Genomic DNA, 26987 nt, shown 5'->3' on the forward strand with positions numbered 1-26987 from the left:
TCAGCGCGCGGTGCGGGTGTGGACGTACTCCACGAGCCGGGTCAGGGAGTCCGGGTCGGTGTGCGGCATGACGCCGTGGCCGAGGTTGAAGACATGGCCCTCCAGGCCCGCCGCGGCGTCGAGGACCTCCTGCGTCTTCGCCTCGACGGCCTCGGTGGTGGAGAACAGCACGGTCGGGTCGAGGTTGCCCTGGAGCGCCTTGCCGGGGCCGACCCGGCGGACGGCCTCGTCCAGCGGGACGCGCCAGTCGACGCCGACGACGTCCGCGCCGGCCTCGCCCATCAGGCCGAGCAGTTCACCGGTGCCGACACCGAAGTGGATGCGCGGGACGCCGTATCCGGCGACGGCCTCGAAGACCTTGGCCGAGGCGGGCATCACCGAGCGGCGGTAGTCGGCGGGGGCGAGCGCGCCGACCCAGGAGTCGAAGAGCTGGACCGCGGAGGCGCCGGCCTCGATCTGGACCTTCAGGAAGCCGGCCGTGATGTCGGCGAGGCGGTCGAGCAGCTCGGCCCAGAGCTCCGGGTCGCCGTACATCATCGCCTTGGCGTTCTCGTACGTCCGGGACGGGCCCCCCTCGACGAGGTAGCTCGCGAGGGTGAAAGGCGCGCCGGCGAAGCCGATGAGCGGGGTGGAGCCGAGCTCGCGGGTGAGCAGGCCGATGGCCTCGGTGACGTAGGAGACGTCCTCGGGGGTGAGGTCGCGCAGCCGGGCCAGGTCGGCGCGGGTGCGGATCGGGTTCTCGACGACCGGGCCGACGCCGGGCTTGATGTCGAGGTCGATGCCGATGGCCTTGAGGGGGACGACGATGTCGCTGAAGTAGATCGCCGCGTCCACGTGGTGCCGGCGCACGGGCTGCAGCGTGATCTCGGTGACCAGCTCCGGGCGCATGCAGGACTCGAGCATCGGGATGCCCTCGCGGACCTTGCGGTACTCCGGCAGGGAGCGCCCGGCCTGGCGCATGAACCACACGGGCGTGTGCGGCACGGGTTCGCGGCGGCAGGCCCTCAGGAAGGCGGAGTCGTGCGTGGCGGTCGGCGTCGTCTCGTGTGCACTCACGTCGGAAAGTCTCGCACGGGGGCAAGGGTGCGCTGTCCCCCGCTCCCGGGGCCCCTGTCCCGTCGCCGCCCCGGAAGATCACGGGTGTCTAGGCCAGCGCCGGGGCCCGGTTCCCCTTAATCTTCCGGCATGGCTGCGGCTCAGGAACGACTCTCGGACGGCACTGGTGGGATGGACGAGGCGAAGGACGGTAACCGGGAGGGGAGCGGGGCGGCGGCTCCGTCGGCGTTCCAGGCCGCGGTCCAGGCCCTGCGCGGCAGTCGGCTGAGGCCGCAGATCGAGGTGGAGCCGACGCGCGCCCCGCAGCGGCTCGCCCCGCACGCGTACGCGCTGGAGGCGACCGTCCTCGACGGCGACCAGGATCTCGCCGACGGACGTCTGGTGCTGCTGCACGACCCGGCCGGGCACGACGCCTGGCGGGGCACGTTCCGGCTGGTGACGCTGGTGCGGGCGGAACTGGAGCCGGAGATGGCGGCGGACCCGCTGCTGCCGGAGGTGTGCTGGTCGTGGCTGACCGGCGCGCTCCAGGCGCGCGGACTGACGTACGGCGAACCCAGCGGCACCGTCACGCGCGCGAGTTCGCACTACTTCGGCGGCCTGTCCGAACGCCCCTCCGCCTCACAGATCGAGATCCGCGCCTCCTGGACCCCGCGCGAGGGGCTGGGCGGGGTGCCGGACACCGCGGCGCATCTGGCGTCCTGGGCGGATCTGCTCGCGCAGGTCGCGGGGCTGCCGCCGGCCGGTCCCGGGGACGCGGCGGTGGTGACGCTGCCGCAGCGGAGGGGACCGCAGTCGCGTTAGCGGAGCGGGGACGGGTGCATGAGGGGCGGTGACGTGGGCATCACTTTGTCGATACGGCCACTTTCAGTCATCACAGACACTCGAACGAACCGATTCGTTCACCGAACGATCGACCGTACGTCCGAATTGCACTAATTGTTACTCACTAGATCGTGATCATTGCCTAAAGGACTCCGCGTTCGGTGCCGAAGACGTCTTTGACCTTCAAAGCCGTCCGCACCCCAGGAGGCCTGGTGTCCGTTCTCCTCGAGCAGCCCGCAAGCCTGGTCGCCTACCGCCCGAACAAGCCGACCGCCATGGTGGTCGTGGCCGACCCCCGCGTCCGCTCCACCGTCACCCGCCACCTGTGGGCGCTCGGTGTGAGAGACGTCATCGAGGCCTCGTCCGTCGCGGAGGCTCGTCCCCGCATCGGCAACCCCCGCGACATCTGTGTCGCCGACGTCCACCTGCCCGACGGCTCGGGCCTGACCCTGCTGTCCGAGACCCGCGCCGCGGGCTGGCCCAACGGCCTCGCCCTCTCCGCGGCCGACGACATCGGCGCCGTACGCAACGCGCTGGCCGGAGGCGTGAAGGGTTACGTCGTCACCGGCACCCGCACCAACGTCGGGCTCCCCACCCGGCCCGGTGCCGCCCCCATCGGCGCCGCCGCCGCCCGTATGCACCGCCGCCCCCCGGGTGCCCCGAGCCACCCGGGCGGCTACCGCGAACTGTCCGGCCGTGAGGTCGAGGTGCTGCGGCTGGTGGCGGAGGGCCAGTCGAACAAGGCCATCGGCGTCTCGATGGGCCTGTCCGCGCTGACCGTCAAGAGCCACCTCGCCCGAATCGCCCGCAAGCTCGGCACGGGCGACCGTGCCGGCATGGTCGCCGTCGCCCTGCGCACCGGCATCATCCACTGACTCCCCGACCGCCCTTCACGGACGTGAACGGACCGGCCGCCGGCCCGCTCCGCCCGTGCTCCACCCGTCGTGAACCGGACGATGCACCGACCTGACTGGTTTACGACCCCCAAGCGCCCGTCGACGGAACGTTCCGTCGACGGGCGCTGTCCATACACGGATACCCTTGACAGGTGACCGACGCCCAAGACACCGCAGCAGACAGCTCACTGCGAACCACCGGAGGCGCCCCTCCGGACGACGGCGGATCTTCTGTTACGGGGGCGCCGGGCGGGGCGGCCGACCCCGAACCCACCCCTTTGCTGGAACCGCGCGAAGGCATTCCGCCGGTGATCGCCGACGAGGAGTCCCTCGCCCGCGTCATCGAAGCGTTCGCCGCCGGATCGGGACCCGTCGCCGTGGACGCCGAGCGCGCCTCCGGCTACCGCTACGGACAGCGCGCCTATCTGGTGCAGCTGCGCCGCGAGGGCGCGGGCACCGCGCTGATCGACCCCGTCGCCTGCACCGACCTCTCCGGTCTCGGTGTGGCGCTGTCCGGCACCGAGTGGGTGCTGCACGCCGCGACCCAGGATCTGCCCTGTCTCAGGGAAATAGGCATGGTCCCCACCCGGCTGTTCGACACCGAGCTGGCGGGCCGGCTCGCCGGGTTCCCCCGGGTCGGGCTCGGCGCGATGGTCGAGAGCGTGCTCGGCTTCGTGCTGGAGAAGGGGCACTCCGCCGTCGACTGGTCCACCCGCCCGCTGCCCGAGCCGTGGCTGCGGTACGCCGCGCTGGACGTGGAGCTCCTCGTCGACCTGCGCGACGCGCTGGAGAAGGACCTCGACCGGCAGGGCAAGCTGGAGTGGGCCCGCCAGGAGTTCGACGCGATCGCCTCCGCGCCGCCGGCCGAGCCGCGCAAGGACCCCTGGCGCCGCACCTCCGGGATGCACAAGGTGCGCCGCCGTCGGCAGCTCGGCGTGGTGCGCGAGCTGTGGGAGACCCGGGACAAGATCGCCCAGCGCAGGGACGTGTCGCCCGGCAAGGTGCTGTCGGACGCCGCGATCGTGGAGGCCGCGCTGGCGCTGCCCGCCAATGTGCACGCGCTGGCCGCGCTCAACGGCTTCGGGCACCGGACGGGCCGGCGGCAGCTGGAGCAGTGGCAGGCGGCCGTCGACCGGGCCAGGCTGCTCAGCGAGTCGCAGCTGCCGCAACCCGGGCAGCCGGTGACCGGTCCGCCGCCGCCGCGCGCGTGGGCCGACAAGGACCCCGCCGCCGCGGCCCGGCTGTCGGCGGCCCGCGCCGGGGTCTCCGCCCTCGCCGAACGGCTCAACATGCCCCAGGAGAACCTGATCACCCCGGACACCGTGCGCCGGGTGTGCTGGGAGCCGCCGAAGGACGTGGACACCGAGACGGTGGGGGCCGCCCTCGCCGGGTACGGGGCCCGGCCGTGGCAGGTGGAGCAGGTCACGCCGGTGCTGGTGGCCGCGCTGTCGGCCCAGGCGTAGGGCCGGGAGGCACCGCGCGGGAGGGCCGGCGACGTCGAGATCGCGCCAAGGTCCGCCGACGACACCCCGCGGTGTGACCTTCGCCGCTTGGTTCCGCGGGACTGGGCAGCTACGTTACTCATAAGTAGCATGGTTGTAAGCGCGCGCTCAGTGCATGCGTGCCGCAGCAGTGCAGTCCCGCATTCTGGAGGAGAGCCATCGTGCCTCGTACCATCAGGGACGTCGTCTTCGTCGACGGCGTCCGCACCCCGTTCGGCAAGGCGGGCCCGAAGGGCATCTACCACGAGACCCGCGCCGACGACCTCGTCGTGAAGGCGATCCGGGAGCTGCTGCGCCGCAACCCCGGTCTCGACCCCAAGAAGATCGACGAGGTCGCCATCGCCGCGACCACGCAGATCGGGGACCAGGGCCTGACCCTCGGCCGCACGGCCGGCATCCTCGCCGGTCTGCCGCAGTCGGTTCCCGGCTACTCGATCGACCGGATGTGCGCCGGCGCCCTGACCGCGGTGACGTCCGTCGCCGGTTCCATCGCCTTCGGCGCCTACGACGCCGTCATCGCCGGTGGTGTCGAGCACATGGGCCGCCACCCGATGGGCGAGGGCGTGGACCCCAACCCGCGGTTCGTCAGCGAGAAGCTGGTGGACGAGTCGGCGCTGTTCATGGGCATGACCGCCGAGAACCTGCACGACCGTTACCCGCACATCACCAAGCAGCGCGCCGACGAGTACGCCGTGCGCTCGCAGGAGAAGGCCGCCAAGGCGTACGCCAACGGCAAGATCCAGGCCGACCTGGTGCCGGTCTCGGTGCGCCGCACCAACCCGGAGGCCGGTGAGACCGGCTGGGGCCTGGTCACCGCCGACGAGCCGATGCGCCCGGGCACCACGCTGGAGAACCTGGCCGGTCTGAAGACCCCGTTCCGCGTCCACGGCCGGGTCACCGCCGGCAACGCGGCCGGTCTGAACGACGGCGCCACCGCCTCGATCATCGCCTCCGAGGAGTTCGCCCGGGAGCACGACCTCCCGGTGAAGATGCGCCTGGTCTCCTACGCCTTCGCGGGCGTCGAGCCGGAGGTCATGGGCTACGGCCCGATCCCGGCCACCGAGAAGGCCCTCGCCAAGGCGGGCCTGTCGATCGAGGACATCAACCTCTTCGAGATCAACGAGGCCTTCGCCGTCCAGGTCCTGGCCTTCCTCGACCACTACGGCATCGCGGACGACGACGCGCGCGTCAACCAGTACGGCGGCGCCATCGCCTTCGGGCACCCGCTGGCCTCCTCCGGTGTGCGTCTGATGACGCAGCTGGCCCGCCAGTTCGAGGAGCAGCCGCACGTCCGCTACGGCCTGACCACCATGTGCGTCGGCTTCGGCATGGGCGCGACGGTCATCTGGGAGAACCCGCACTTCGACGGAGGCAACAAGTGAGCACCACCGCTGAGCTCCTGAAGGGCGCGGCCGAGCTGTTCCCCGACGAGGTCGTCACGTCCGCGCACGTACGCCACCTCGACCTGCCGTCCGGCGCCGGGCGCTTCGCCCTGATCACGCTGGACAACGGCTTCGACCACACCAAGCCGACCACCTTCGGCCCGCAGTCGCTGGCCAACCTGGACACCGCCATCGACCAGGTCGAGGCGGAGGCCGCGGCCGGCGAGATCGTCGGCGTCGGCATCACCGGCAAGCCGTTCATCTTCGCGGTCGGCGCCGACCTCAAGGGCGTCGAGCTGCTGAAGGAGCACCAGGACGCGCTGGCCATCGGCAAGGGCGGCCACGAGGTCTTCAAGCGCCTCGCGGGTCTCGCGGTGCCGACCTTCGCGTACTACAACGGCGCCGCGATGGGCGGTGGCGTCGAGGTCGGTCTGCACTGCCGGTACCGGACCGTCTCCAAGGCGCTCCCCGCGTTCTCGCTCCCCGAGGTCTTCCTCGGCCTGGTGCCCGGCTGGGGCGGCTGCACGATCCTGCCGAACCTGATCGGCGCCGAGAAGGCCGTCTCGGTGATCATCGAGAACAGCCTCAACCAGAACAAGCAGCTCAAGGGCGAGCAGGTCTTCGACCTCGGGATCGCCGACGCCCTCTTCGAGGGCGCGGACTTCCTGGAGCAGTCGCTGATCTGGACCGCGAGCGTCCTCAAGGGCGAAATCGTCATCGAGCGCCCGGCGATCGACCGCGGCGAGGCGTGGGACCAGGCCGTCGCCAAGGGCCGCTTCATCGCCGACTCCAAGGTGCACGGCGCCGCCCCGGCCGCCTACCGCGCCCTGGACATCATCGCCGCCGCCAAGAACGGCGACCTGCAGCAGGGCTTCGACGCCGAGGACCAGGCGCTCGCCGACCTGATCATGGGTGGCGAACTGCGCGCCGGCATCTACGCGTTCAACCTGGTGCAGAAGCGCGGCAAGCGCCCGGCCGGTGCCCCGGACAAGAACCTGGCCCGCCCGGTCACCAAGGTCGGTGTCGTCGGCGCCGGTCTGATGGCCTCCCAGCTCGCGCTGCTCTTCCTGCGCCGCCTGGAGGTGCCGGTCGTGCTGACCGACATCGACCAGGAGCGCGTCGACAAGGGTGTGGGCTACGTCCACGCCGAGATCGAGAAGCTGCTCGGCAAGGGCCGTATCAACCAGGACAAGGCCAACCGCCTCAAGGCCCTGGTCACCGGCGTGCTGGACAAGGCCGAGGGCTTCTCCGACGCGGACTTCGTCATCGAGGCCGTGTTCGAGGAGATCGGCGTCAAGCAGCAGGTGTTCGCGGAGGTCGAGGCGGTCGCCCCGGCGCACGCGATCCTCGCCACCAACACCTCCTCGCTCTCGGTCTCCGAGATGGCGTCGAAGCTGAAGCACCCCGAGCGGGTCGTGGGCTTCCACTTCTTCAACCCGGTCGCGATCCTGCCGCTGCTGGAGATCGTCCGCGGCGAGCAGACCGACGACGCCTCGCTGGCCACGGCGTTCGCCGTCGCCAAGAAGCTGAAGAAGACCGCGGTGCTGACGAAGGACGCCCCGGCGTTCGTCGTGAACCGCATCCTCACCCGCTTCATGGGCGAGATCCAGAACGTCATCGACGAGGGCACCCCGGTCGAGACCGCCGAGAAGGCCATCGAGCCGCTCGGTCTGCCGATGTCCCCGCTGGTGCTGCTGGAGCTGGTCGGTCCCGCGATCGGCCTGCACGTCTCGGAGACCCTCAACCGGGCCTTCCCGGACCGCTTCACGGTCTCCCCGAACCTCGCCGCCGTCGTCAAGGCGGGCAAGCGCGGCTTCTACGTCTACGACTCCGGCAAGCCGGAGCTGGACCCGGAGGTCGCCGCGCTGCTGAAGCAGGGCGATGTCGTCCTGACCGAGGAGCAGGTCCGCGAGCGGGTGCTCGACGCCGTCGCCCAGGAGATCGGGCTCATGCTCGACGAGGGTGTCGTCGCCGAGGCCCAGGACATCGACCTGTGCCTGATCACGGGCGCCGGCTGGCCCTTCCACCTGGGCGGCATCACGCCGTACCTGGACCGTGAGGGTGTCTCGGAGCGCGTGAACGGCAAGAAGTTCCTCGCGCCGGGCGTGGCTTCGGTCCCCGCGTAACAGCGCTGAACGCAGAGGGCCCCCGCCGGTCGGCGGGGGCCCTCTGCGCGTTCCTCAGACCTCCTGCCAGGCGGCCAGCGCGAGACCCGGTTCGTCCTTCTGGCGGGCCAGGCGCAGGACGCCGTCCGGCGTCAGGCTGGCGGCCACCACCCGGCCCGCCGCGTCCTCCGCCACGGCGACCCGGGTGCCCGCCGGCAGGGCAGGACCCGACTCCGTCCACCACAGACCCGCCGACTCCCGCTCCGTCGGATACGCGGCGAACGCGACCCGGCCGGAGGAGGAGCGCTGGGCGAGCAGGGTGCAGTCGTGGCCGTCCAGCACACAGCGGACGGCGGACACCCGGCCGGGGCCCGCGGCGGCGAGCAGGGGCATCGGGTCGCCGTCCGGCCGCCAGGCGTACAGCATGCCCTCGGGGTCGGTGTAGAAGAGCGTGGTGTGCTCCTTCGAGGTCGGCAGGGCGCTCAGGGTGCCCGGGGCGAGGGACACCGCCAAGGGGTCGGCCGCGACCGGGCGGCCGCCCGGCTCCTGCTGGAGCCAGCGCAGCACGCCGACGGGACCGGTCGCGTACACCTGGACCAGGCCCGACTCCGCGGTGACGGCGACGAGTTGCTCCGCCACCTTGGAGCCCTTCAGGTCGTGCCAGCCGTTCCAGCCGCCGCGTTCCTTCTGGTTGACGGTGTGCACGCCCTGGCCGCGGTTGCGGACGAAGAGGTAGGCGCGGCCCTCCGTGTCGACGGCGACGGCCGGGGTGCCGGTGCGCTCGCCCTGCTTGTTCGGGTGGCCGACGGGCAGCCAGTCCAGGGCGGCCAGCAGCGGGCGGAAGTGCGTGGAGTGCACCAGGCCCGATTCACCCGCACGAGTGGACCGCCAGCCCACCAGGTGGGCGTACCCGTCCGCGCCCTGCCCCAGCGCGAATCCGGGCTGCACCTTCTGCTCGCCGCCCACCCGGCGCGGGGCGTCCCAGGTGCCCCCGGGGACGTGCTCCGCACGGCACAGGACGGCGTCCTGGGTGTACCAGTAGACGCTGAGGCGGCCATCTCGACCGCGTATGAGCCAGTCGCCGTTCACCGGATCACTCTAAACGGGGGCGTCCCGGGCACCGCGTGCGACCCTGGGGCCATGGAGTGTGCCTTGTTGGTGATCGTCGACGCGGCGAACGTCGTCGGGTCGGTGCCGGACGGCTGGTGGCGGGACCGCAAGGGGGCCGCCGAGCGGCTGCGGGACCGGCTGGCGGCGGACGGAGTGCCGGGGCGGCCGGGGCCCGCCGAGATCGTGCTGGTGGTGGAGGGGGCGGCCCGGGGGGTGTCGTCGGTGGCGGGGGTGCGGGTGGAGTCCGCCGCGGGCAGCGGGGACGACCACGTGGTGGACCTGGTCGCCGGGCGGGCGGACGGGCGCCCGTGCCTGGTGGTGACGGCGGACCGGGAGCTGCGGCGGCGGGTGGCGGAGCTGGGGGCTGAGGTGGCGGGACCGCGGACGGTACGGCCGTGACTACCGCGCCGGGGCGTGCAGTACGGCACCGTCCACCACCGCCACTTCCTCGTACCCGGCCAGCACCCGGCGCAGGGACCTGATCCGGTCCGGGGCGTAGGGCTTGCCCCGGGAGTCGTCGACGATCAACCGGGGCGGGCGGGTGGCCAGTTCGCGGTGGAGCGTGGCCCAGGCGCCCCGCATCGCGTACTTCTCGCCCACTGACGGGCCGTCCCGGCCGCCGCTGTAGTTCGTCAGGAGACCCGCCGTCAGATAGCGGGTGGCCGGGGCGCGGTGGGCCAGCCAGTACGTCTCCGGGTGTATCCCCCACAGCAGGATCCGGTCGTCCGGTGCGGTGCGGCGGCTGATCGCGTCCGCCAGGCGCTGGGCGTGGGTCAGCTCCGGGCGGGGGGCGAGCAGGCCCCAGGTCAGGAACAGGGCGCAGCAGCAGGCCGAGGTCGCGAGGGCGCGGGTCCGGCGGGCCGGGGGCAGGGTGCGCAGTGCCGCTGTCGCCAGCAGGGCGAGCGGTGGGGTCAGTTGCAGGTAGTAGTGGCCGAAGAAGTGGAAGCCCAGGGCGACCGCTCCGGCCGCGGACGCCAGCCACAGCCACAGGTCTGCCGCCGCGGTACGGGCCCGCGCCGCCAGCGGGAGCAGTCCCGCGCAGGCCACCGCCAGGATCGCGGTGTTCGCCACCGCCCGGGTCAGGACGTGGAGTTCGGAGCCGGTGAAGGAGGCGTACGCGCCCGATCCGGTGACCGTCCAGAACACGAAGCCCGCCGGGTCGGTGAGCACCGCCGCCGACAGCACCGGCGCCAGCGCCCCCGCCCCGAGCCGCAGCAGCCCGCCCCAGGACGCCCCGCACAGCCACAGCACCGGCAGCAGCACCGCCCCGCCGGTCTGCTTGGCGAGGAACGCGCAGCCGACGGCAGCCCCCGCCGCCGCCCAGCGCCCCCGGCCCGCGCACCACATGGCGGCTGCCGTGCACGGCAGCATGAACACCTCGAACCCGGCCGCCTGCGCGTCCTCGGGGTTCAGGCCGACGGAGATCAGCAGAAACAGCACGCCCGCCGTGCGGCCAGCGGTGTCGCCCCAGCGACGGCGGGCCAGTGCGGCGAGGAGGGCCGCGGTCAGCAGCTGGGCCAGGACGGCCAGCAGCCGCACCGACACCAGCGAGTCCGAGCCCGCCAGCGCGAACGCCCCCTGGTAGAGCCAGGGTACGAGCGGCGGCTTGCGGTCCACGACCGTCTCGTACAGCTCTCCGCCGTGGGCCAGCATGCGTGCCTGTACGGCCAGGTACCCCTCGTCCGGGTTCCAGAGGGGATGGGCGAAGGACGGGACGCGGGTGAGACAGGCGAGCGCCGTCAGCAGGGGCAGCAGCCGGCGCCAGTAGCCCCGGCCGGCTTGCGGCGGCGTCACGGAGCGTTGCTGGGCGAGGGGCTCGGCGTACATGGAAGTGCACGCTATCCGGCCCCGCAGTCCCTGCCTGAGCGGGACATACGGGGCCGGGGCGGCGAACCGGGGACGCTACTCGGCGTCACCCCGGGGCGGCTGCACGACCTGGCCGACCGAGGTCTCCTCGGCGCGGCCCAGCCGGCTGTGGCCGCGGCCGTACAGGAAGTAGACGATGAAGCCGGCCGCCATCCAGAGCGCGAACCGGAGCCAGGTCTCGGCGGGCAGGTTCAGCATCAGCCACAGCGAGGCGCACACCGACAGGATCGGGATGAGCGGCACCCAGGGGGTGCGGAAGGCCCGGTGCAGGTCGGGGCGGGTGCGGCGGAGGATGATCACGCCGATGGCGACGACCACGAAGGCGAACAGGGTGCCGATGTTGACCAGTTCGGCCAGTTCGCTCAGCGGGGTGAAGCCGGCGAGGATCGCGATGAGCACACCGAGCAGGATGGTGGGCCGGTGCGGGGTCTTGAACTTCGGGTGGACCTGGGAGAAGAAGCGCGGCAGCAGTCCGTCGCGGCTCATCGCGAAGAACACCCGGGTCTGGCCGAGGAGCAGGATCATGCAGACCGTCGTCAGGCCGACCGCGGCGCCGAAGCTGATGAAGCCCGCGAACCAGGGATGCCCGGTGGCCTTGAAGGCGTCGGCGAGCGGAGCGGTGATGGACAGGTCGCTGTAGTGCTGCATGCCGGTCACCACGATGGACACCGCGACGTACAGGACGGTGCAGATGATGAGCGATCCGAGGATGCCCCGGGGCATGTCGCGCTGCGGGTTCTTGGTCTCCTCCGCGGCCGTGGCGACGACGTCGAAGCCGATGAAGGCGAAGAAGACGACGGAGGCCGCGGTGAAGATGCCCATCACGCCGAAGTTGGAGGGCGCCCAGCCGAACATCAGCTGGATCAGCGGCGCGTCCAGGCTGTCGCCCGCGTCCACCGGCTGGGCCTTGGGGACGAACGGGTCGTAGTTGGCGCCCTTGATGAAGAAGGCGCCCGCGATGATCACGGTCAGCACGACCGTCACCTTGATGGCCACGACCACCGAGGTGACCCGCGCGGAGAGCTTGGTGCCGAGCACCAGGATCGCGGTGAGCACCAGCACGAGCGCGGCGGCGAGGATGTCGAAGCCGAACCCGTCGGCCCCGTCCCGGGAGGCGAGCGCGGCGGGCAGCTGCCACCCCGCGTTGTCCATCAGCGAGGCGATGTAGCCGGACCAGCCGACCGCCACCACCGCCGTGCCGAGCGCGAACTCCAGGACGAGGTCCCAGCCGATGATCCAGGCGGGCAGTTCGCCGAGGGAGGCGTAGGAGAAGGTGTACGCCGATCCCGCCACCGGCAGGGTGGAGGCGAACTCGGCGTAGCAGAGCGCGGCGAGCGCGCAGGCGACGCCGGCCGCGACGAAGGCCAGCGCGACGGCGGGTCCGGCGTTGTTCTTGGCGACGGTGCCGGTCAGGACGAAGATTCCGGTGCCGATGATGACACCGACGCCGAAGACCGTCAGATCGAGCGCGGACAGGGATTTCTTGAGTGCGTGCTCGGGTTCCTCGGTATCGAGGATGGACTGCTCGACCTTCTTCGTCCGGAAGAGGGTGCTGCTCATGGGCGTACCTCCGACGCTTGTCGTCCTCGACATGATCGAGAGGGGGCGTCGTCGGTATGCCCGGACACCAGCGAGGTCACACGGACGGGCCGGTTCCACCACCTCGTAGGGGGGCGGAACCGGCCCATTCGGCGGTACTCAGTCGCGCGCGGCTTCCACTTCGGCCGCGGCCCGGTCGAACCGGCCGTCCAGCTTGGAGACGAGTCCGGTGACCTGGCGGGCGATGTCGGGGGCGGTCAGGCCGATCTCCGCCAGCACCTCGGCGCGCGAGGCGTGGTCGAGGAAGCGCGGCGGGATGCCGAAGTCCCGCAGCGGGACGTCGACACCGGCGTCGCGCAGCGCCTGGGCGACGGCCGAGCCGACGCCGCCGACGCGGGAGTTGTCCTCGACGGTGACGACCACGCGGTGCCGCTCGGCGAGCGGGGCCATGGACTCGTCGACGGGCTTGACCCAGCGCGGGTCGACGACGGTGGTGGTGATGCCCTGCCGGTCGAGCAGGCCGGCGATCTCCAGGCACATCGGGGCGAGGGCGCCCACCGAGACGAGCAGCACGTCGGGCCGGTCGGTGCCCGGCTCGCGCAGCACGTCCATGCCGCCGACGCGGCCCACGGCGGGTACGGCGGGGCCGACGGCGCCCTTGGAGAAGCGGACCACGGTCGGCGCGTCCTTGACCTCGACGGCCTCGCGGAGCTGGGCGCGGACCTGCTCGGCGTCGCGCGGGGCGGCGAGTCTGAGGCCGGGTACGACCTGGAGGATCGACATGTCCCACATGCCGTTGTGGGAGGCGCCGTCGGTGCCGGTGACGCCCGCCCGGTCCAGCACGAAGGTCACCCCGCACTTGTGCAGGGCCACGTCCATCAGGACCTGGTCGAAGGCGCGGTTGAGGAAGGTGGCGTACACCGCGAAGACCGGGTGCACCCCGCCGGTGGCCAGGCCCGCCGCGGAGACGGCGCCGTGCTGCTCGGCGATGCCGACGTCGTAGACCCGGTCGGGGAACGCCTTGGCGAACTTGTCGAGGCCGACCGGCTGGAGCATGGCGGCGGTGATGGCGACGATGTCCTCGCGCTCCTTGCCGAGCGCGACCATCTCCTCGCCGAAGACGGAGGTCCAGTCGGCGCCGGCGGTCGCGATCGGCAGGCCCGTGTCGGGGTGGATCTTGCCGACGGCGTGGAAGCGGTCCGCCTCGTCCTGGAGGGCGGGCTGGTAGCCGCGGCCCTTCTCGGTGAGGCAGTGCACGATGACGGGGCCGCCGAAGCGCTTGGCGCGGGCCAGGGCCGACTCCAGGGCCTCGATGTCGTGGCCGTCGATGGGGCCGACGTACTTCAGGCCGAGGTCCTCGAACATGCCCTGCGGGGCGATGAAGTCCTTCAGGCCCTTCTTGGCGCCGTGCAGGGTCTCGTAGAGCGGCTTGCCGACGACCGGGGTGCGCTCCAGGACCTCCCTGGTGCGGGCCAGGAAGCGCTCGTAGCCGTCGGTGGTGCGCAGGGTCGCCAGGTGGTTGGCGAGGCCGCCGATGGTCGGCGCGTAGGAGCGCTCGTTGTCGTTGACGACGATGACCAGCGGGCGGTCGCCGTCGGCGATGTTGTTCAGCGCTTCCCAGGCCATGCCGCCGGTGAGGGCGCCGTCACCGATCACGGCGACGACGCGGTCGTCGCGTTTACGGATCTGGTTGGCCTTGGCCAGGCCGTCGGCCCAGCCGAGGACCGTCGAGGCGTGGCTGTTCTCGATGACGTCGTGCTCGGACTCGGCCTGCGAGGGGTAGCCGGACAGGCCGCCCTTCATCTTCAGCCGGGAGAAGTCCTGGCGGCCGGTGAGCAGCTTGTGGACGTAGGACTGGTGGCCGGTGTCCCAGAGCACCTTGTCCTTGGGCGACTCGAAGACCCGGTGCAGGGCGATGGTCAGCTCGACCACACCGAGGTTGGGGCCGAGGTGGCCGCCGGTCTTGGAGACGGCGTCGACGAGGAAGGTCCGGATCTCCTCTGCCAGCTGGTCCAGCTGCTCCAGGCTGAGCCGGTCCAGATCGCGCGGTCCCCTGATGCGGGTCAGCAGCGGCACCCGTGCCTCCTTGCAGTAGAGCTGTTCGAGCTGTTGCCGGGCTTGTCGAGTCTAATGTTCCGCCCTTGCGGCCTGCGCCCGGGCGGTGCGTCGTGGGTCACGCGTCGGCTGTACCCATAATGCGGCGTTCCTACGACATGGCTGTTGCCCGGTACCCCTGGGGGCACCGGGCAACAGGACCGACCGGGCCGCTACGCGCGACCGGCGGTCTTCTGGGTCTTGCGGGTCACCGCGTCGATGACGACGGTCGCCAGCAGCACACCACCGGTGATCATGTACTGGACCGGGGAGGCGATGCCCTCCAGGGCCAGGCCGTACTGGATGGAGACGATCACGAGGACACCGAGCAGGGCGTTCCAGGTGCGGCCCCGGCCGCCGAAGAGCGAGGTGCCGCCGATGACGGCCGCCGCGATGGCGTTCATCAGCAGGTCACCGGCGCCGGCGCCCTGGTTCGCGGAGGCGATCTTGGAGGCGATGAACAGACCGCCGATGGCCGCGAAGGTGCCGGAGATCGCGAAGACCGAGATGCGGACCATCTCGACGTTGATACCGGCACGGCGGGACGCCTCGACGCTGCCGCCGAGCGCGAACACCTTGCGGCCGTAGGCGGTGCGGCGCAGGACGAAGTCCGTGAGCAGCAGGACCGCGATGAAGAGCACCACGGCGAGCGGCAGGCCCTTGTGCGAGTTGTAGACCATGGCCACGGCCACGGAAACGATCCCCAGCAGCGCGGTGCGCAGGATGGTGTCGCTCAGGGGCCTCGACGGCACGCCCGCGGCCTCGCGGCGGCGGTTGTCGTAGAAGGAGCTGAGGAAGAACAGCACCGTCGCGGCGATGGCGAGACCGTAGGCGGCGGCCACGTCGGAGAAGTAGTAACCGGTCAGCTTGCCCACGAGGCCGTCGCTGTCCAGGTTGATGGTGCCGCTGTCGCCCAGGATCCTGAGCATGAAGCCGTTCCAGAACAGCAGACCGGCCAGGGTCACGGCGAAGGCGGGGACGCCGATCTTCGCGAAGAAGAAGCCGTGGATGGCGCCGGCGGCCGTACCGGTGAGGATGGCCAGCACGAAGGCGAGCCACTCGCTCATGCCGTTGGTGACGTTCAGCACCGCGAAGGAGGCGCCCGCGACACCGGAGACCGAACCGACCGACAGGTCGATCTCGCCGAGCAGCAGGACGAACACGATGCCGACGGCGATCATGCCCGTGCCGACCATGGCGACGGAGATGTCGGAGAGGTTGCCCGCGGTGAGGAAGTTGGAGTTCAGGCTCTGGAAGATGATCCAGATGACCGCCAGGCCGATGACGACCGGGATGGAACCCAGGTCGCCGGCCTTCATCTTGCGCTTGAACTCGGAGACGTAGCCCGCGAGGCCCTGCTCACGCACCAGCAGACGGGGGTCGACGACGGTCACGGCCGCGGCCGCCGCCTCGGGGTTCTCCACCGCGTGGTCCTCGGGCGGTGTGGAGGTCTTGTCGATACTCACTTCTTGATCTCCCCAGTGGAGCGCGCCGCACGACGGGTCACGGCGTTGTCCGTGGCGCCGGTGATGGCGGAGATGATCTCTTCTTGCGAGGTCGACTTGACCTCGAAGACGCCGTTGTTGCGCCCGAGGCGCAGGACGGCGACCTTGTCGGCCACCGCCTTCACATCCGCCATGTTGTGGCTGATGAGGATGACGGCGTGCCCGCGCTCGCGCAGCCGCTCCACCAGGTCGAGGACCTGGGCGGTCTGCTCGACGCCGAGGGCGGCGGTGGGCTCGTCGAGGATGACCAGCTTGGGCTCGCCCAGCATGGAGCGGGCGATGGCGACCGTCTGGCGCTGACCGCCGGAGAGCGAGGCGATCGGGATGCGGACGCTGGGGATGCGGATCGACAGCGTGTCCAGCAGCTCGCGGGAGCGGCGCTCCATCTCCACCTCGTCCAGGATGCCGCGCTTGCGGACTTCCCGGCCCAGGTAGAGGTTGCCGACGACATCGATGTTGTCGCACAGCGCGAGGTCCTGGTAGACCGTCGCGATGCCCAGGTTCTGGGCGTCGTGCGGCTTGTTGATCGTTACGGGCTTGCCGTCCCACTCGATGACGCCGTCATCGATGGGGTGCACGCCGGCGATCGTCTTGACCAGCGTGGACTTTCCGGCGCCGTTGTCGCCGACCAGGGCGACCACCTCACCGGCGTGGACCTCAAGCTCTACGTCGGTGAGCGCCTGAACGGCACCGAATCGCTTGGAGACCCCGCGCAACGCCAGCACGGGCGTAGCGGACACGTGAACCATCTCCTTCGCCGCCTGACCCGGCGGGAGGTTGTGCAAAGAATGAGGGGAAGTTCCGTCCGGCGCCCCGCGCCGAGCTTGCGGGGCTGTCGAGTGCGCGGGGCGCCGGAGGAGCCTGGGGCATCAAGTCCCGTACCGGAACTCAGGGGGTTGAGTTCCCGTACGTGTGAAGGGACTCGGTGCTGTTTACTCGAGGCCGATCTTCTCGCAGGCCGCCTTGTACTTGGCGGTGCAGATCTCGGCGACGGTGTAGACGCCGTCCTTGACGACGGTGTCCTTGATGTTCTCCTTGGTCAGCGAGGTGACGTCGACCAGGACGGACGGGATGCCCTTGTTGGTGGGGCTGTCGACCTTGTCCTTGGCGATCGAGTCGAGCGACTTGCCCTGGGCGAGCGCGACGGCCATCTCGGCGGCGGCGTCGGCCTCGGGGGCGTACGGCTTGTAGACGCTCATGTACTGCTCACCGGAGACGATGCGCTGCACACCCGCGAGCTCGGCGTCCTGACCGGTCACCGGGACGTCGATGCCGGCGGCCTTGAGGGCGGTGATGATGCCGCCGGCCATGCCGTCATTGGCGGAGTAGACGCCGATGATCTTGTCCTTGCCGATCGCCGAGATCGCGCCCTCCATGTTGGCGTTGGCGTTCTCCGGCTTCCACTCCTTGGTGTCGTACTCCTTGCCGACGTTCACCTTGCCGTCGAGGACGGAGTGCGCGCCCTCCTTGAACTGGGCGGCGTTCGGGTCCGTGGAGGAACCGTTCATCATGACGATCTGGCCGTCCTTGGCCTTGTCGCCAAGGGCCTCCAGGAGGGCCTCGCCCTGGGTCTTGCCGACCGTCACGTTGTCGAAGGACGTGTAGGCGTCGATCGGGCCCTGCGCCAGGCGGTCGTAGGCGACGACCGGGATGTTCGCGTCCTTGGCCTTCTGCACCGAGCTCTTGATGGCCGCGGCGTCGACCGCGTCCAGGATGATCACGTCCACCTTGTTGGTGATCATCGACTCGACCTGCTGGGCCTGCTGGCTCGCGTCCTGCTTGGCGTTGGCGTAGACGACCTCGCCCTTGCCGTTCGTCAGCTCGCCGATCTTCTTCTCGATGAGCGGGCGGTCGAACTTCTCGTAGCGGGCGGTCTGGTTCTCCGGAAGGAGGAGACCGACCTTGATGTCGTCGCCCTTCGCGGCGGCCGACTTGGTGGAGTCACTGTCGCCCGCTTCATCGGCGCTGCCACAAGCGGCCAGCGAGACGGCCATTGCACCAGCGGCAACGGCGACGGCGGCACGACGCATACGCGTGTTCACTCTAGAAACCTCCCTGACGAGGCCGCGTCGTTGCGGCCGAGGTGGCTGGAAGTCAACTCGGCCACGCGTGCGACGTCAAGAAGTAAATCCTTAACGGGTTGGCAACGGTGCCATCCGTTCTCTAAGTGAAGGCGGGTGCCGCTGCGTGCAGGGTGCCGTCCAAAAGGGTCGAATCACCCATTTCACTGAGGGCCAGGGCGAGCGCCCCGAGCACCTCCGCGCGGCCCCCAAGGGCCCCTGGAAGAACGGAGAGTTGACGTGCCGCGCTGGGGATCGCGTACCGGCTCACGGACTCCCTGATGGGCCCGAGAACCAGCTCGCCGGCCTCGGCGAGATCACCGCCCAGGACCACCCGGCTCGGGTTCAGGAGATTGCAGAGATTGGCCACTCCACTGCCGATGTGTCGGCCGACGTCGGCGATCACCCGACGGCAGCCCGGATCTCCGTCCCTGGCCAGCCGTACGACGCCCTCCATGGTGAGATCCGTGCCGTGACTGGACTGGAGGAGCGGCAGCACATAGCGGGCGGCCGCGAAGGTCTCCAGGCAGCCGCGGTTTCCACAGCGGCAGACCGGGCCGGACTCGTCAAGTGTAATATGTCCGATTTCTCCTGCTGTGCCGCCCGGACCGCGGTAGATCTTGCCGCTGATCACCAGGCCCGCGCCGACACCGCTCGCGACCTTGATGTACGCCAGGTCCCGGACCCCCCGGCCGCTGCCCCAGACCAGTTCGCCGAGGGCGCCGAGGTTGGCGTCGTTGTCCACGTGCACCGGCACGCCGAGCCGGCCGCGCAGCTCCTCGGCGGGCTTGGTGCCGGTCCAGCCCGGCAGGATGGCGGTCGACCCGAGGGTCCCCGACTCCACGTCGATCGGTCCGGGCACGCCGAGGCCCACCCCCGCGATCTTCGACCGGTCCACCCCGGTCGCCGCGATCAGGCGGTTGACCAGCTCTTCGGCCCGGTCGAAGCCCTGGGTCGAGGAGGCGTCCACGTCCAGCGGCTCGGACTCCTCGGCCAGCACCTGGTGGGCGAGGTTGCCGACCGCTACGCGCAGATGGGTGTGCCCGAAGTCGACCCCGATCACGATGCCGGCGTCCCCGCTCAGGGAGACGCTGCGGGCCCGGCGGCCGCCCGCCGATGTGGGCGTGACCTCGACGGTCCCGCCGTCCTTCAGCTCCCGGACGATATTGGATACCGTCGCCGCCGACAGACCCGTCGTCCTGGCGATCTCCGCCTGGGTGAGCGAACCCGCCAGCCGCACGGCCCGGACGACCCGCTCCAGGTTGGCTCGGTGCAGCGACGACTGCGACCCCGGAGTCTCCACGACGACCTCCTGCGCGCGGGACCGCTTCAGTGAGGCCCCGTCTATGTCCAACTAGTGAACTCTAAGCTGAGCCGTTCGGGTTGCCTCCCGTCAAGAGGTTGAACAACATCCGGGGTGCAGGGCACACCGACACACGCCGCTCCCTGGGGCGGGAACGGCGTGCGCACGAGTGAGTGCCGAGGGTTACTTCAAGGTCGCGGAGGTCAGCCCCGCCTGCACCTGACGCTGGAAGGACAGGTACACGACCAGCATGGGGATCATCGCGATGGTCACGCCCGCGAAGAGCACCGGGAGGTCGGAGGCGTACCCCTGCTGCTGCTGGAGCTGGATGAGCCCCTGGGTGAGCACATAGCGCTCGGGATCGTCACCGCTCTGCGGCTGCATCAGCACCGTCGGCAGGATGAACTGGTTCCACTGGCCGAGGGTGTTGAAGATGCCGACGCTGAGCAGTCCCGGCTTCGCCATCGGCATCATGACCTGGAAGAAGGCCCGGGTGTGCGAGGCGCCGTCCAGGATCGCCGCCTCGAACACCGCGCCGGGCAGGGTCCGGAAGAAGGCGTGCATGAAGAAGACCGTGAACGGCATCGAGTAGGCGACGTACACCAGGATCAGGCCCTGGTAGGTGTTGAGCATGTCCAGCCGTTTGACCATGAAGAACAGCGGGACCAGCGCCAGGAACACCGGGAACATGGCGCCCGCGACGAAGAAGTAGTAGAGGAACCGGTTGCCCCAGAACTGGTAACGGGCCAGCACGTACGCGGCCATGGAGCCGAGCAGCATGGTCAGCGGCACCGAGAAGACCAGCACGATGACCGTGTTGATGAAGTAGTCCCCGATGCCCTTGTCCCAGGCCCGGGAGAAGACGTCCAGGGACCAGTTCTCGGGCCAGCCGAAGGCCGAGGAGCCGATCTGTACGTCGGACTTGAAGGAACTGAGCACCAGCCACAGCAGCGGCAGCACGATCAGCAGCGCCCACAGGGCGAGGAAGCCGTGCGAGAAGACGTTCAGTACGACGCCTTCGCCGCGTTCGTCGCCGGGGCGTACCGGGGTCTTGTCCACGGGCCGCCCGGCGGGGGGCGCGGATTCCTTGATGGGTGCGCTCATGGGTCGTCGTCTCTCCCGCTCAGAACTCGATGCGCTCGCGGCGGGTGGCGCGCAGCGTGACCACGGACACGATCAGGGTGAGCAGCAGCATGATCACGCCCATGGCACAGGCGTAGCCGCTCTTGCCGTACAGCAGGAAGTTCCGCATCATCACCGTCGCCATGACCTCGCTGTGGTGATCGGGGCCGCCGCCGTAGTCACCGGAGGTCATGGTGGTGACCAGGATGAACATGTCCATCGCGGCGATGCCGAGGTAGACCCAGGCGGTCTGCACGGAGTCCCACAGCAGCGGCAGGGTGATGCGGAAGAAGGTGTGGGCCCGGCCCGCGCCGTCGATCAGGGCGGCCTCGTAGATGTCCCGGGGGATGGACTGCATGGCGGCCGAGAACAGCACCAGATAGAAGCCGACGCCGTGCCAGACGACGACCGCCATCAGCGCCCACAGCACCATGTTCGGCTCGTTGAGCCACTCCACGGGGGTGTTCTCGTCGACCAGGCCGAGCTTGATCAGGGCGCCGTTGAGCATGCCGCCGCCATCGCTGCGGTACACCGCGCCGAACAGCACGGCGAGGATCGCCAGCGACAGGACCTGCGGGAAGAAGTACACGACCTTGTAGAACCAGGAGCCGGTCACTCCCGAGACACCGCCGGACCGCCCGCGCCCGCCCGCGTTCAGCATGAACGCGAAGAACAGGGCCAGCAGGATCGTGATCGCCGGGATGAAGATCAGGAACAGGATGTTGTGCCAGATCGCCCCCGTGAAGATGTCGTCCTTGAACAACGCGGTGTAGTTGTCCAGGCCGACGAAGTTGAACGTCTGCGACTGCCCCTTCCAGTCGGTCAGCGAATAACCGAACGTCTGGATGTACGGCCAGATCACGAAGATCAGATAGAGCGCCACGGGGAAGAACAAAAACCCCGCGACGAACCGGTGCTGCCCTTTACGCATACGCGTTTTCCTGCCCCTGAAGTCCCGTTCCGGGCCGGTGACGTCCGGCCCGGAACGTGGTCGGTCGAGCGGGATCAGTCCCGACGGTTGTTCTTGGAAGCCGGGTCCTTGGCCTGCTTGTCGACCGCGGCCTGCGCCCGCTTCAGCCACTCCTTGGGCTGAATCCGCTTCGCCATCAGCTCGTTGGAGGCGTTCTCGATCTCCGTGTTCATCTCGCTGTACCACTCCGTGTACAGGAACCGGAAGGTGTTGTCGCCGGCGGACTTGGAGGCCTCCACCGTCGACTGGGTGCCGGGTCGCAGCTGGACGCTGGAGTCGACGCCGTCCTTGAGGATCGTCAGCGAGTTCGCCTCCTTGGCGAACAGCGTCGACCACTCCTTGGAGAGCATCATCCGCATGAACTCCTTGGCCGCGGGCAGGTTCTTCGCCTTGGCCGGGATGATGAACGGCTCGCCGGAGCCGGCCCGGATCGCCTCGAACGGCAGCTTGCTGTCCGGCAGCAGCGGCATCGGCAGGAACTTCATGTCGAAGTCCTCGGGGGTCTGCTTCAGCTGCTCGTTCTCCAGCCAGGAACCGCTGGTGATGAAGACCGCCTTGTACTGGTTCCACCGGGTCTGCGACTCGGTGTGGGTCAGACCGTTCGTACCGGGCATCAAGTAGCCCTTTTCGACCAGCTCGTAGACCGCCTCGATGGCGGCCGTCGCGGCGTCCGAGCCGACGAAGGCGTTGGGCTCCAGGTTGTCGATCGCCTTCATGGCGTCCAGACCGCCGGTCTTGGCGATCAGGTCCATGATGGCGACGTTGATGTAGTACGGGTACTTGCCCTGGTGGGCGAGGCCCCCGATGCCCTGGGACTTGGCGTCCTTGCAGATGGCGAGGAAGTCGTCCCAGGTCTTGGGCACCTCCCAGCCCTTCTCCTGGAAGAGCTTGCCGGAGTACCACAGGCCCCACACCGTGTAGATGTAGTTGAGCGCGACGACCTTGCCGCTCTGCATGCCCGCGTCCAGCGTGCCCGGGATCAGGGTGTCGCGGACCTTCTTGCTCGGGTCGTCGACCGACGGGGCGTCCAGGACCGCGGCGAGGTCGAGGAGCTGGCCGTTCTTGTGCAGGACGTCGATCGGGATCTGCTGGGCGCCCGAGTCGTCCACGATGTCCGGCGGGTTGCCCGCGTTGAACCGCGGCTGGAGCTTGCCGGTGATCTCCTGGGTGCCGGTGTGGGTGGAGGTGACCCCCCACTTCTTCTCGAAGGACGCCTCCCACGCCTTGGCGTAGTCGTCGCCGTAGCCGCCCTTGAAGACGACGACGTCGAGCTTGCTGCCCTTCTTCACGCCGAAGGGGTTCGACTCGGAGGTCTTGCCCTCGGTGTCGGTGCCGGACTCGTCATCGCCGCCGCCGCTCGCGCAGGCGGACAGGAAACTCATCGTGGGGACGGTGATCAGACCGAGTGCGGCGGACCGCTTGATCAGATCGCGGCGGTTTGTGCCCCCGGTGGTGCTGTTCGGGTCGGAAGTGGATCCCATGCTCAAGTCCTCGCCTTCTCCAGGACTCAGGCGGTGTACCGGATCCTCCGGGCACCGCGGTCAGGTCAAGCAGGGTCGTGCCGGAAGTACCGGGAATTGCCGACAGGTATAGTCCACTTCCCGCCAGCGGAGCAAGATCGAATGCAAGGTTGGCTGTCGGTCTTTTCCGAGTTGAGACCTCTCGGAAATATGAGCGGGCTGTGCCCCGCCCGACGGAAAAATCCCCGCCATCCCCCTCGAATGCCACAGTCAACACCCTTGACACCACAGACGACTTGAGCCACTACTAATCCTTGCGCACCCATGTTGACAACGTTGTCCAGAGCGCAGGGAGAGTGCTTGCCGATGAGGCACAGACGTGGCACGGCGGTCGCGTGGACGACCGCCTTCGCTTTGGCGGTGGGCTCGCAGGGCGTGGCGGTCGCCCTGCCCGAGGCCCCCAGCGCCGACCGGGAGTTCAGCTCCTCGTTCGAGAGCGGCGACCCCGCTCCGGACTGGCTCAACACGGTCGATGAGACACCGGACGGATCGAAGCGGGCCGCAGGCGTGGACGGCGGGTACAGCTCCGGCATTCCGGGCAATGTGACCGACCATGTCACGGACGTGCGGGCCAGTGGCGAGAACACCGGCGGCGGGGAGGTCAAGGAGAACCTCGCCGACGGCGAGCCCAGCACCAAGTGGCTGGTCTTCCAGCCCACCGGATGGGCCGAGTTCGACCTGGACAAGCCGGTCAGAGTGGCGAAATACGCGCTCACTTCGGCCAATGACTTCGCCGAGCGCGACCCGCGGGACTGGACCCTCAAGGGCTCCACCGACGGCACGACCTGGGCGACCCTCGACACCCGCTCCGGGGAGAGCTTCGCCGAGCGGTTCCAGACCAGGACGTACGACATCGCCGAGCCGGCCGAGTACCGGCACTTCCGGCTGGAGGTCACCCGGAACAACGGCGCCTCCGGCATACTCCAGCTCGCCGACGTCCAGTTCTCCACGGGCGGCGGCGACGGGCCGGTGCCCCAGGACATGCTCTCGCTGGTCGACCGGGGCCCCAGCGGCTCACCCACGGCCAAGGCGGGCGCGGGCTTCACCGGCAAGCGGGCGCTGCGCTACGCGGGGCGGCACACGGCGGACGGGCGGGCGTACTCGTACAACAAGATCTTCGACGTGGACGTGAAGGTCGGCCGGGACACCCGGCTGTCGTACCGGATCTTCCCCTCGATGGCCGACGGCGATCTCGACTACGACGCCACCAACGTCTCCGTCGACCTCGCCTTCACCGACGGCACCTACCTCAGCGACCTGAACGCCACCGACCAGCACGGGTTCGCGCTCACCCCGCAGGGGCAGGGTGCCGCCAAGATCCTCTACGTCAACCAGTGGAACAACGTCGCCTCGCGGATCGGGTCCGTCGCGGCCGGCAAGACGGTGGACCGGATCCTGGTCGCCTACGACTCCCCCAAGGGCCCCGCGAAGTTCCGCGGCTGGCTGGACGACGTGGCGCTGGGGAGGGTGCCGCGGGAGCGGCCCAAGGCGCATCTGTCGGACTACGCGGTGACGACCCGGGGCACGAACTCCAGCGGCGGGTTCTCGCGCGGCAACAACTTCCCGGCGACGGCAGTGCCGCACGGCTTCAACTTCTGGACGCCGGTGACCAACGCGGGCTCGCTGAGCTGGCTGTACGACTACGCGCGCGGGAACAACGCGGACAATCTGCCCACCATCCAGGCGTTCAGCGCCAGCCATGAGCCGAGCCCCTGGATGGGCGACCGGCAGACCTTCCAGGTGATGCCGTCCGCCGCGTCCGGCACCCCGGAGACCGGGCGGGAGGCCCGGGAGCTGGCCTTCCGGCACGAGAACGAGACGGCGCGGCCGTACTACTACGGCGTGCGGTTCGAGAACGGCCTGAAGGCGGAGATGGCGCCGACCGACCACGCGGCCGTGCTGCGCTTCACCTACCCCGGCGACGACACGAGCGTCCTGTTCGACAACGTCACCGACCAGGCGGGCCTGACCCTCGACAAGGACAGCGGGACCTTCACCGGGTACTCCGACGTGAAGTCGGGCCTGTCGACCGGCGCGACGCGGCTGTTCGTGTACGGCGAGTTCGACCGGCCGGTGACCGAGGGCGACTCCAGCGGCGTCAAGGGCTATCTGCGGTTCGACGCGGGCGCGGACCGGACCGTCACCCTGCGCCTGGCCACCTCCCTGATCAGCGTCGACCAGGCCAAGGCCAATCTGCGCCAGGAGGTCCCGGACGGCACCTCCTTCGACGCCGTCAAGCACCGCGCCCAGCGCCAGTGGGACCGCATCCTCGGCAAGGTGGAGGTCGAGGGCGCGACCCCGGACCAGCTGACCACGCTGTACTCCAGCCTGTACCGGCTGTATCTGTACCCCAACTCCGGTTTCGAGAAGGTTGGTTCGAAGTACCAGTACGCCTCGCCCTTCTCGCCGATGCCGAATCCGGACACCCCGACGCACACCGGCGCGAAGATCGTGGACGGCAAGGTGTACGTCAACAACGGCTTCTGGGACACCTACCGGACCACCTGGCCGGCGTACTCGCTGCTGACGCCCTCTCAGGCGGGCGAGATGGTCGACGGGTTCGTCCAGCAGTACAAGGACGGCGGCTGGACATCGCGCTGGTCCTCGCCGGGATACGCGGACCTGATGACCGGCACCTCCTCCGACGTGGCGTTCGCGGACGCCTACGTCAAGGGCGTCGGCTTCGACGCGAAGGCGGCGTACGACGCGGCCGTGAAGAACGCCACCGTCGTCCCGCCGTCCTCGGGCGTGGGCCGCAAGGGCATGGCGACCTCGCCGTTCCTCGGCTACACCAGCACCGACACCCACGAGGGCCTGTCCTGGGCGCTGGAGGGCTACCTCAACGACTACGGCATCGCGCGGATGGGCCAGGAGCTGTTCAAGAAGACCGGCGAGAAGCGCTACCGGGAGGAGTCGGAGTACTTCCTCGACCGGGCCCAGGACTATGTGAACCTGTTCGATGCCAAGGCCGGGTTCTTCCAGGGCCGGGACGCGAAGGGCGACTGGCGCGTCGAGTCCTCGAAGTACGACCCGCGCGTCTGGGGTCACGACTACACCGAGACCAACGGCTGGGGGTACGCCTTCACCGCCCCCCAGGACTCACGCGGTCTCGCCAACCTCTACGGCGGCCGGAACAAGCTCGCCGACAAGCTCGACGAGTACTTCTCCACCCCGGAGACCGCCTCCCCCGACTTCGTCGGCTCCTACGGCGGTGTCATCCACGAGATGACGGAGGCGCGGGACGTACGGATGGGCATGTACGGGCATTCCAACCAGGTCGCCCACCACGCCATCTACATGTACGACGCGGCCGGGCAGCCGTGGAAGGCGCAGCGCAACGTCCGCGAGGTGCTGTCCCGCCTCTACACCGGCAGCGAGATCGGCCAGGGCTACCACGGTGACGAGGACAACGGCGAGCAGTCGGCGTGGTTCCTCTTCTCCGCGCTCGGCTTCTACCCGCTGGTGATGGGCAGCGGCGAATACGCCGTCGGCTCCCCGCTGTTCACCAAGGCGACCGTGCATCTGGAGAACGGTGCGGACCTCGTCGTCAAGGCGCCGCGGAACAGCGCCCGCAATGTCTATGTGCAGGGGCTGAAGGTCAACGGCAAGGCGTGGAACTCGACTTCGCTGCCGCACGAGTTGCTCGCCAAGGGCGGGGTGCTGGAGTTCGACATGGGCCCGCGGCCGTCCTCCTGGGGTACGGGCGAGCACGCGGCGCCCGTGTCGATCACCCGGGACGACAAGGTGCCGACGCCTCGGGCGGACGTGCTGAAGGGTGATGGCGCCCTGTTCGACAACACCTCGGCCACGCAGGCGACGGTGACCTCCGTGGACCTGCCGACGCCTCGGGCGGCCGAGGCCGTCCAGTACACGCTGACCTCCTCGGACCGGACCAAGGCGCCGACCGGCTGGACCCTCCAGGGCTCCTCGGACGGGACCCAGTGGACGACCCTGGACCGGCGTACCGGTGAGTCCTTCACCTGGGACCGGCAGACCCGGGCGTTCTCGGTGGGGTCACCGGGCACGTACGAGAAGTACCGCCTGGTGCTGGACGCGGAGGCGGCTGTGGCGGAGGTGGAACTCCTGGCCAGGTAGCGGTAGTTGGGGTGTGAGTCCGGGGGCGGTGTCGCGTGCG

19 protein-coding genes are annotated in these 26987 nt (G+C 69.8%); 7 read left to right on the top strand and 12 right to left on the bottom strand.

Going from position 1 to position 26987, the window contains the following annotated elements; all coding sequences use genetic code 11:
* Complete coding sequence (gene hemE / locus ACWD11_RS18160) at positions 1-1056, bottom strand: uroporphyrinogen decarboxylase (protein WP_389419922.1); 1056 nt, start codon at positions 1054-1056, stop codon at positions 1-3.
* Positions 1057-1185: 129 nt separating this feature from the next.
* On the opposite strand from hemE, the gene ACWD11_RS18165 reads away from it, so the two are divergent.
* From ACWD11_RS18165 to ACWD11_RS18185, 5 genes are all read left to right on the top strand, one after another.
* Positions 1186-1857, top strand: coding sequence for a DUF3000 domain-containing protein (locus ACWD11_RS18165; protein WP_451119868.1), 672 nt, complete (start codon positions 1186-1188; stop codon positions 1855-1857).
* 233 nt (positions 1858-2090) lie between these two features.
* Positions 2091-2753 (top strand): response regulator transcription factor, encoded by a 663-nt coding sequence (locus ACWD11_RS18170; RefSeq protein WP_053751649.1) that lies wholly within the window; start codon positions 2091-2093, stop codon positions 2751-2753.
* Between the two features lie 173 nt (positions 2754-2926).
* Positions 2927-4237: a ribonuclease D gene (locus ACWD11_RS18175; RefSeq protein ID WP_389419924.1), complete on the top strand. Its 1311-nt coding sequence runs from the start codon at positions 2927-2929 to the stop codon at positions 4235-4237.
* 200 nt (positions 4238-4437) lie between these two features.
* Positions 4438-5658, top strand: coding sequence for a thiolase family protein (locus tag ACWD11_RS18180; protein ID WP_389419925.1), 1221 nt, complete (start codon positions 4438-4440; stop codon positions 5656-5658).
* Positions 5655-7784, top strand: coding sequence for a 3-hydroxyacyl-CoA dehydrogenase NAD-binding domain-containing protein (locus ACWD11_RS18185; RefSeq protein WP_389419926.1), 2130 nt, complete (start codon positions 5655-5657; stop codon positions 7782-7784). Before ACWD11_RS18180 ends, ACWD11_RS18185 begins: the two co-directional genes overlap by 4 nt.
* A gap of 54 nt (positions 7785-7838) precedes the next feature.
* Here ACWD11_RS18185 and ACWD11_RS18190 read toward each other — a convergent pair whose 3' ends face one another.
* Positions 7839-8852 carry a hypothetical protein gene (locus tag ACWD11_RS18190; RefSeq protein ID WP_451284049.1) on the bottom strand — a complete coding sequence of 338 codons (1014 nt, stop codon included), beginning with the start codon at positions 8850-8852 and terminating at the stop codon, positions 7839-7841.
* Positions 8853-8903: 51 nt separating this feature from the next.
* Here ACWD11_RS18190 and ACWD11_RS18195 point away from each other — a divergent pair, with 51 nt between their 5' ends.
* A complete protein-coding gene (locus tag ACWD11_RS18195; protein ID WP_451284051.1) occupies positions 8904-9272 on the top strand; it encodes an NTP pyrophosphohydrolase in 369 nt (122 codons plus the stop codon).
* Here ACWD11_RS18195 and ACWD11_RS18200 read toward each other — a convergent pair whose 3' ends face one another.
* From ACWD11_RS18200 to ngcE, 10 genes are all read right to left on the bottom strand, one after another.
* A complete protein-coding gene (locus tag ACWD11_RS18200) occupies positions 9273-10700 on the bottom strand; it encodes a glycosyltransferase family 39 protein (protein WP_451284053.1) in 1428 nt (475 codons plus the stop codon).
* Between the two features lie 75 nt (positions 10701-10775).
* The gene (locus tag ACWD11_RS18205; RefSeq protein WP_389419930.1) at positions 10776-12299 is read right to left on the bottom strand and encodes an amino acid permease; all 1524 of its coding nucleotides are present in this window, start codon (positions 12297-12299) and stop codon (positions 10776-10778) included.
* A 138-nt stretch (positions 12300-12437) separates the two neighbouring features.
* On the bottom strand, positions 12438-14354 hold the full coding sequence (gene dxs, locus ACWD11_RS18210; RefSeq protein WP_389419931.1) for a 1-deoxy-D-xylulose-5-phosphate synthase: 1917 nt from the start codon (positions 14352-14354) through the stop codon (positions 12438-12440).
* Positions 14355-14545: 191 nt separating this feature from the next.
* Positions 14546-15838 (bottom strand): sugar ABC transporter permease, encoded by a 1293-nt coding sequence (locus tag ACWD11_RS18215; protein ID WP_451284056.1) that lies wholly within the window; start codon positions 15836-15838, stop codon positions 14546-14548.
* Positions 15835-16626, bottom strand: a complete 792-nt coding sequence (locus tag ACWD11_RS18220) for an ATP-binding cassette domain-containing protein (RefSeq protein WP_383314236.1) — start codon at positions 16624-16626, stop codon at positions 15835-15837. The genes ACWD11_RS18215 and ACWD11_RS18220 overlap by 4 nt, the downstream gene beginning before the upstream one ends.
* 183 nt (positions 16627-16809) lie before the next feature.
* The gene (locus ACWD11_RS18225; RefSeq protein ID WP_389420082.1) at positions 16810-17907 is read right to left on the bottom strand and encodes a substrate-binding domain-containing protein; all 1098 of its coding nucleotides are present in this window, start codon (positions 17905-17907) and stop codon (positions 16810-16812) included.
* A gap of 133 nt (positions 17908-18040) precedes the next feature.
* The gene (locus ACWD11_RS18230) at positions 18041-19240 is read right to left on the bottom strand and encodes an ROK family transcriptional regulator (protein WP_389420083.1); all 1200 of its coding nucleotides are present in this window, start codon (positions 19238-19240) and stop codon (positions 18041-18043) included.
* 183 nt (positions 19241-19423) lie between these two features.
* Positions 19424-20344 carry a carbohydrate ABC transporter permease gene (locus ACWD11_RS18235; protein WP_389419933.1) on the bottom strand — a complete coding sequence of 307 codons (921 nt, stop codon included), beginning with the start codon at positions 20342-20344 and terminating at the stop codon, positions 19424-19426.
* A 19-nt stretch (positions 20345-20363) separates the two neighbouring features.
* On the bottom strand, positions 20364-21293 hold the full coding sequence (locus ACWD11_RS18240; RefSeq protein ID WP_389419934.1) for a carbohydrate ABC transporter permease: 930 nt from the start codon (positions 21291-21293) through the stop codon (positions 20364-20366).
* A gap of 74 nt (positions 21294-21367) precedes the next feature.
* A complete protein-coding gene (gene ngcE / locus ACWD11_RS18245) occupies positions 21368-22813 on the bottom strand; it encodes an N-acetylglucosamine/diacetylchitobiose ABC transporter substrate-binding protein (RefSeq protein ID WP_389419935.1) in 1446 nt (481 codons plus the stop codon).
* 345 nt (positions 22814-23158) lie between these two features.
* Here ngcE and ACWD11_RS18250 point away from each other — a divergent pair, with 345 nt between their 5' ends.
* A complete protein-coding gene (locus tag ACWD11_RS18250; protein WP_451284059.1) occupies positions 23159-26947 on the top strand; it encodes a GH92 family glycosyl hydrolase in 3789 nt (1262 codons plus the stop codon).
* The last annotated feature ends 40 nt before the right edge of the window (positions 26948-26987 follow it).

Source organism: Streptomyces sp. NPDC002776, assembly GCF_053592195.1.

Excerpts from the sequence above, each read along its gene's own strand:
- ACWD11_RS18165 (WP_451119868.1), top strand. The coding sequence starts at position 1,186 with ATGGCTGCGGCTCAGGAACGACTCTCGGACGGCACTGGTGGGATGGAC.
- ACWD11_RS18195 (WP_451284051.1), top strand. The coding sequence starts at position 8,904 with ATGGAGTGTGCCTTGTTGGTGATCGTCGACGCGGCGAACGTCGTCGGG.
- ACWD11_RS18200 (WP_451284053.1), bottom strand. The coding sequence starts at position 10,700 with ATGTACGCCGAGCCCCTCGCCCAGCAACGCTCCGTGACGCCGCCGCAA.
- ACWD11_RS18205 (WP_389419930.1), bottom strand. The coding sequence starts at position 12,299 with ATGAGCAGCACCCTCTTCCGGACGAAGAAGGTCGAGCAGTCCATCCTC.
- ACWD11_RS18220 (WP_383314236.1), bottom strand. The coding sequence starts at position 16,626 with ATGGTTCACGTGTCCGCTACGCCCGTGCTGGCGTTGCGCGGGGTCTCC.
- ACWD11_RS18225 (WP_389420082.1), bottom strand. The coding sequence starts at position 17,907 with ATGCGTCGTGCCGCCGTCGCCGTTGCCGCTGGTGCAATGGCCGTCTCG.
- ACWD11_RS18235 (WP_389419933.1), bottom strand. The coding sequence starts at position 20,344 with ATGAGCGCACCCATCAAGGAATCCGCGCCCCCCGCCGGGCGGCCCGTG.
- ACWD11_RS18240 (WP_389419934.1), bottom strand. The coding sequence starts at position 21,293 with ATGCGTAAAGGGCAGCACCGGTTCGTCGCGGGGTTTTTGTTCTTCCCC.
- ngcE (WP_389419935.1), bottom strand. The coding sequence starts at position 22,813 with ATGGGATCCACTTCCGACCCGAACAGCACCACCGGGGGCACAAACCGC.
- ACWD11_RS18250 (WP_451284059.1), top strand. The coding sequence starts at position 23,159 with ATGAGGCACAGACGTGGCACGGCGGTCGCGTGGACGACCGCCTTCGCT.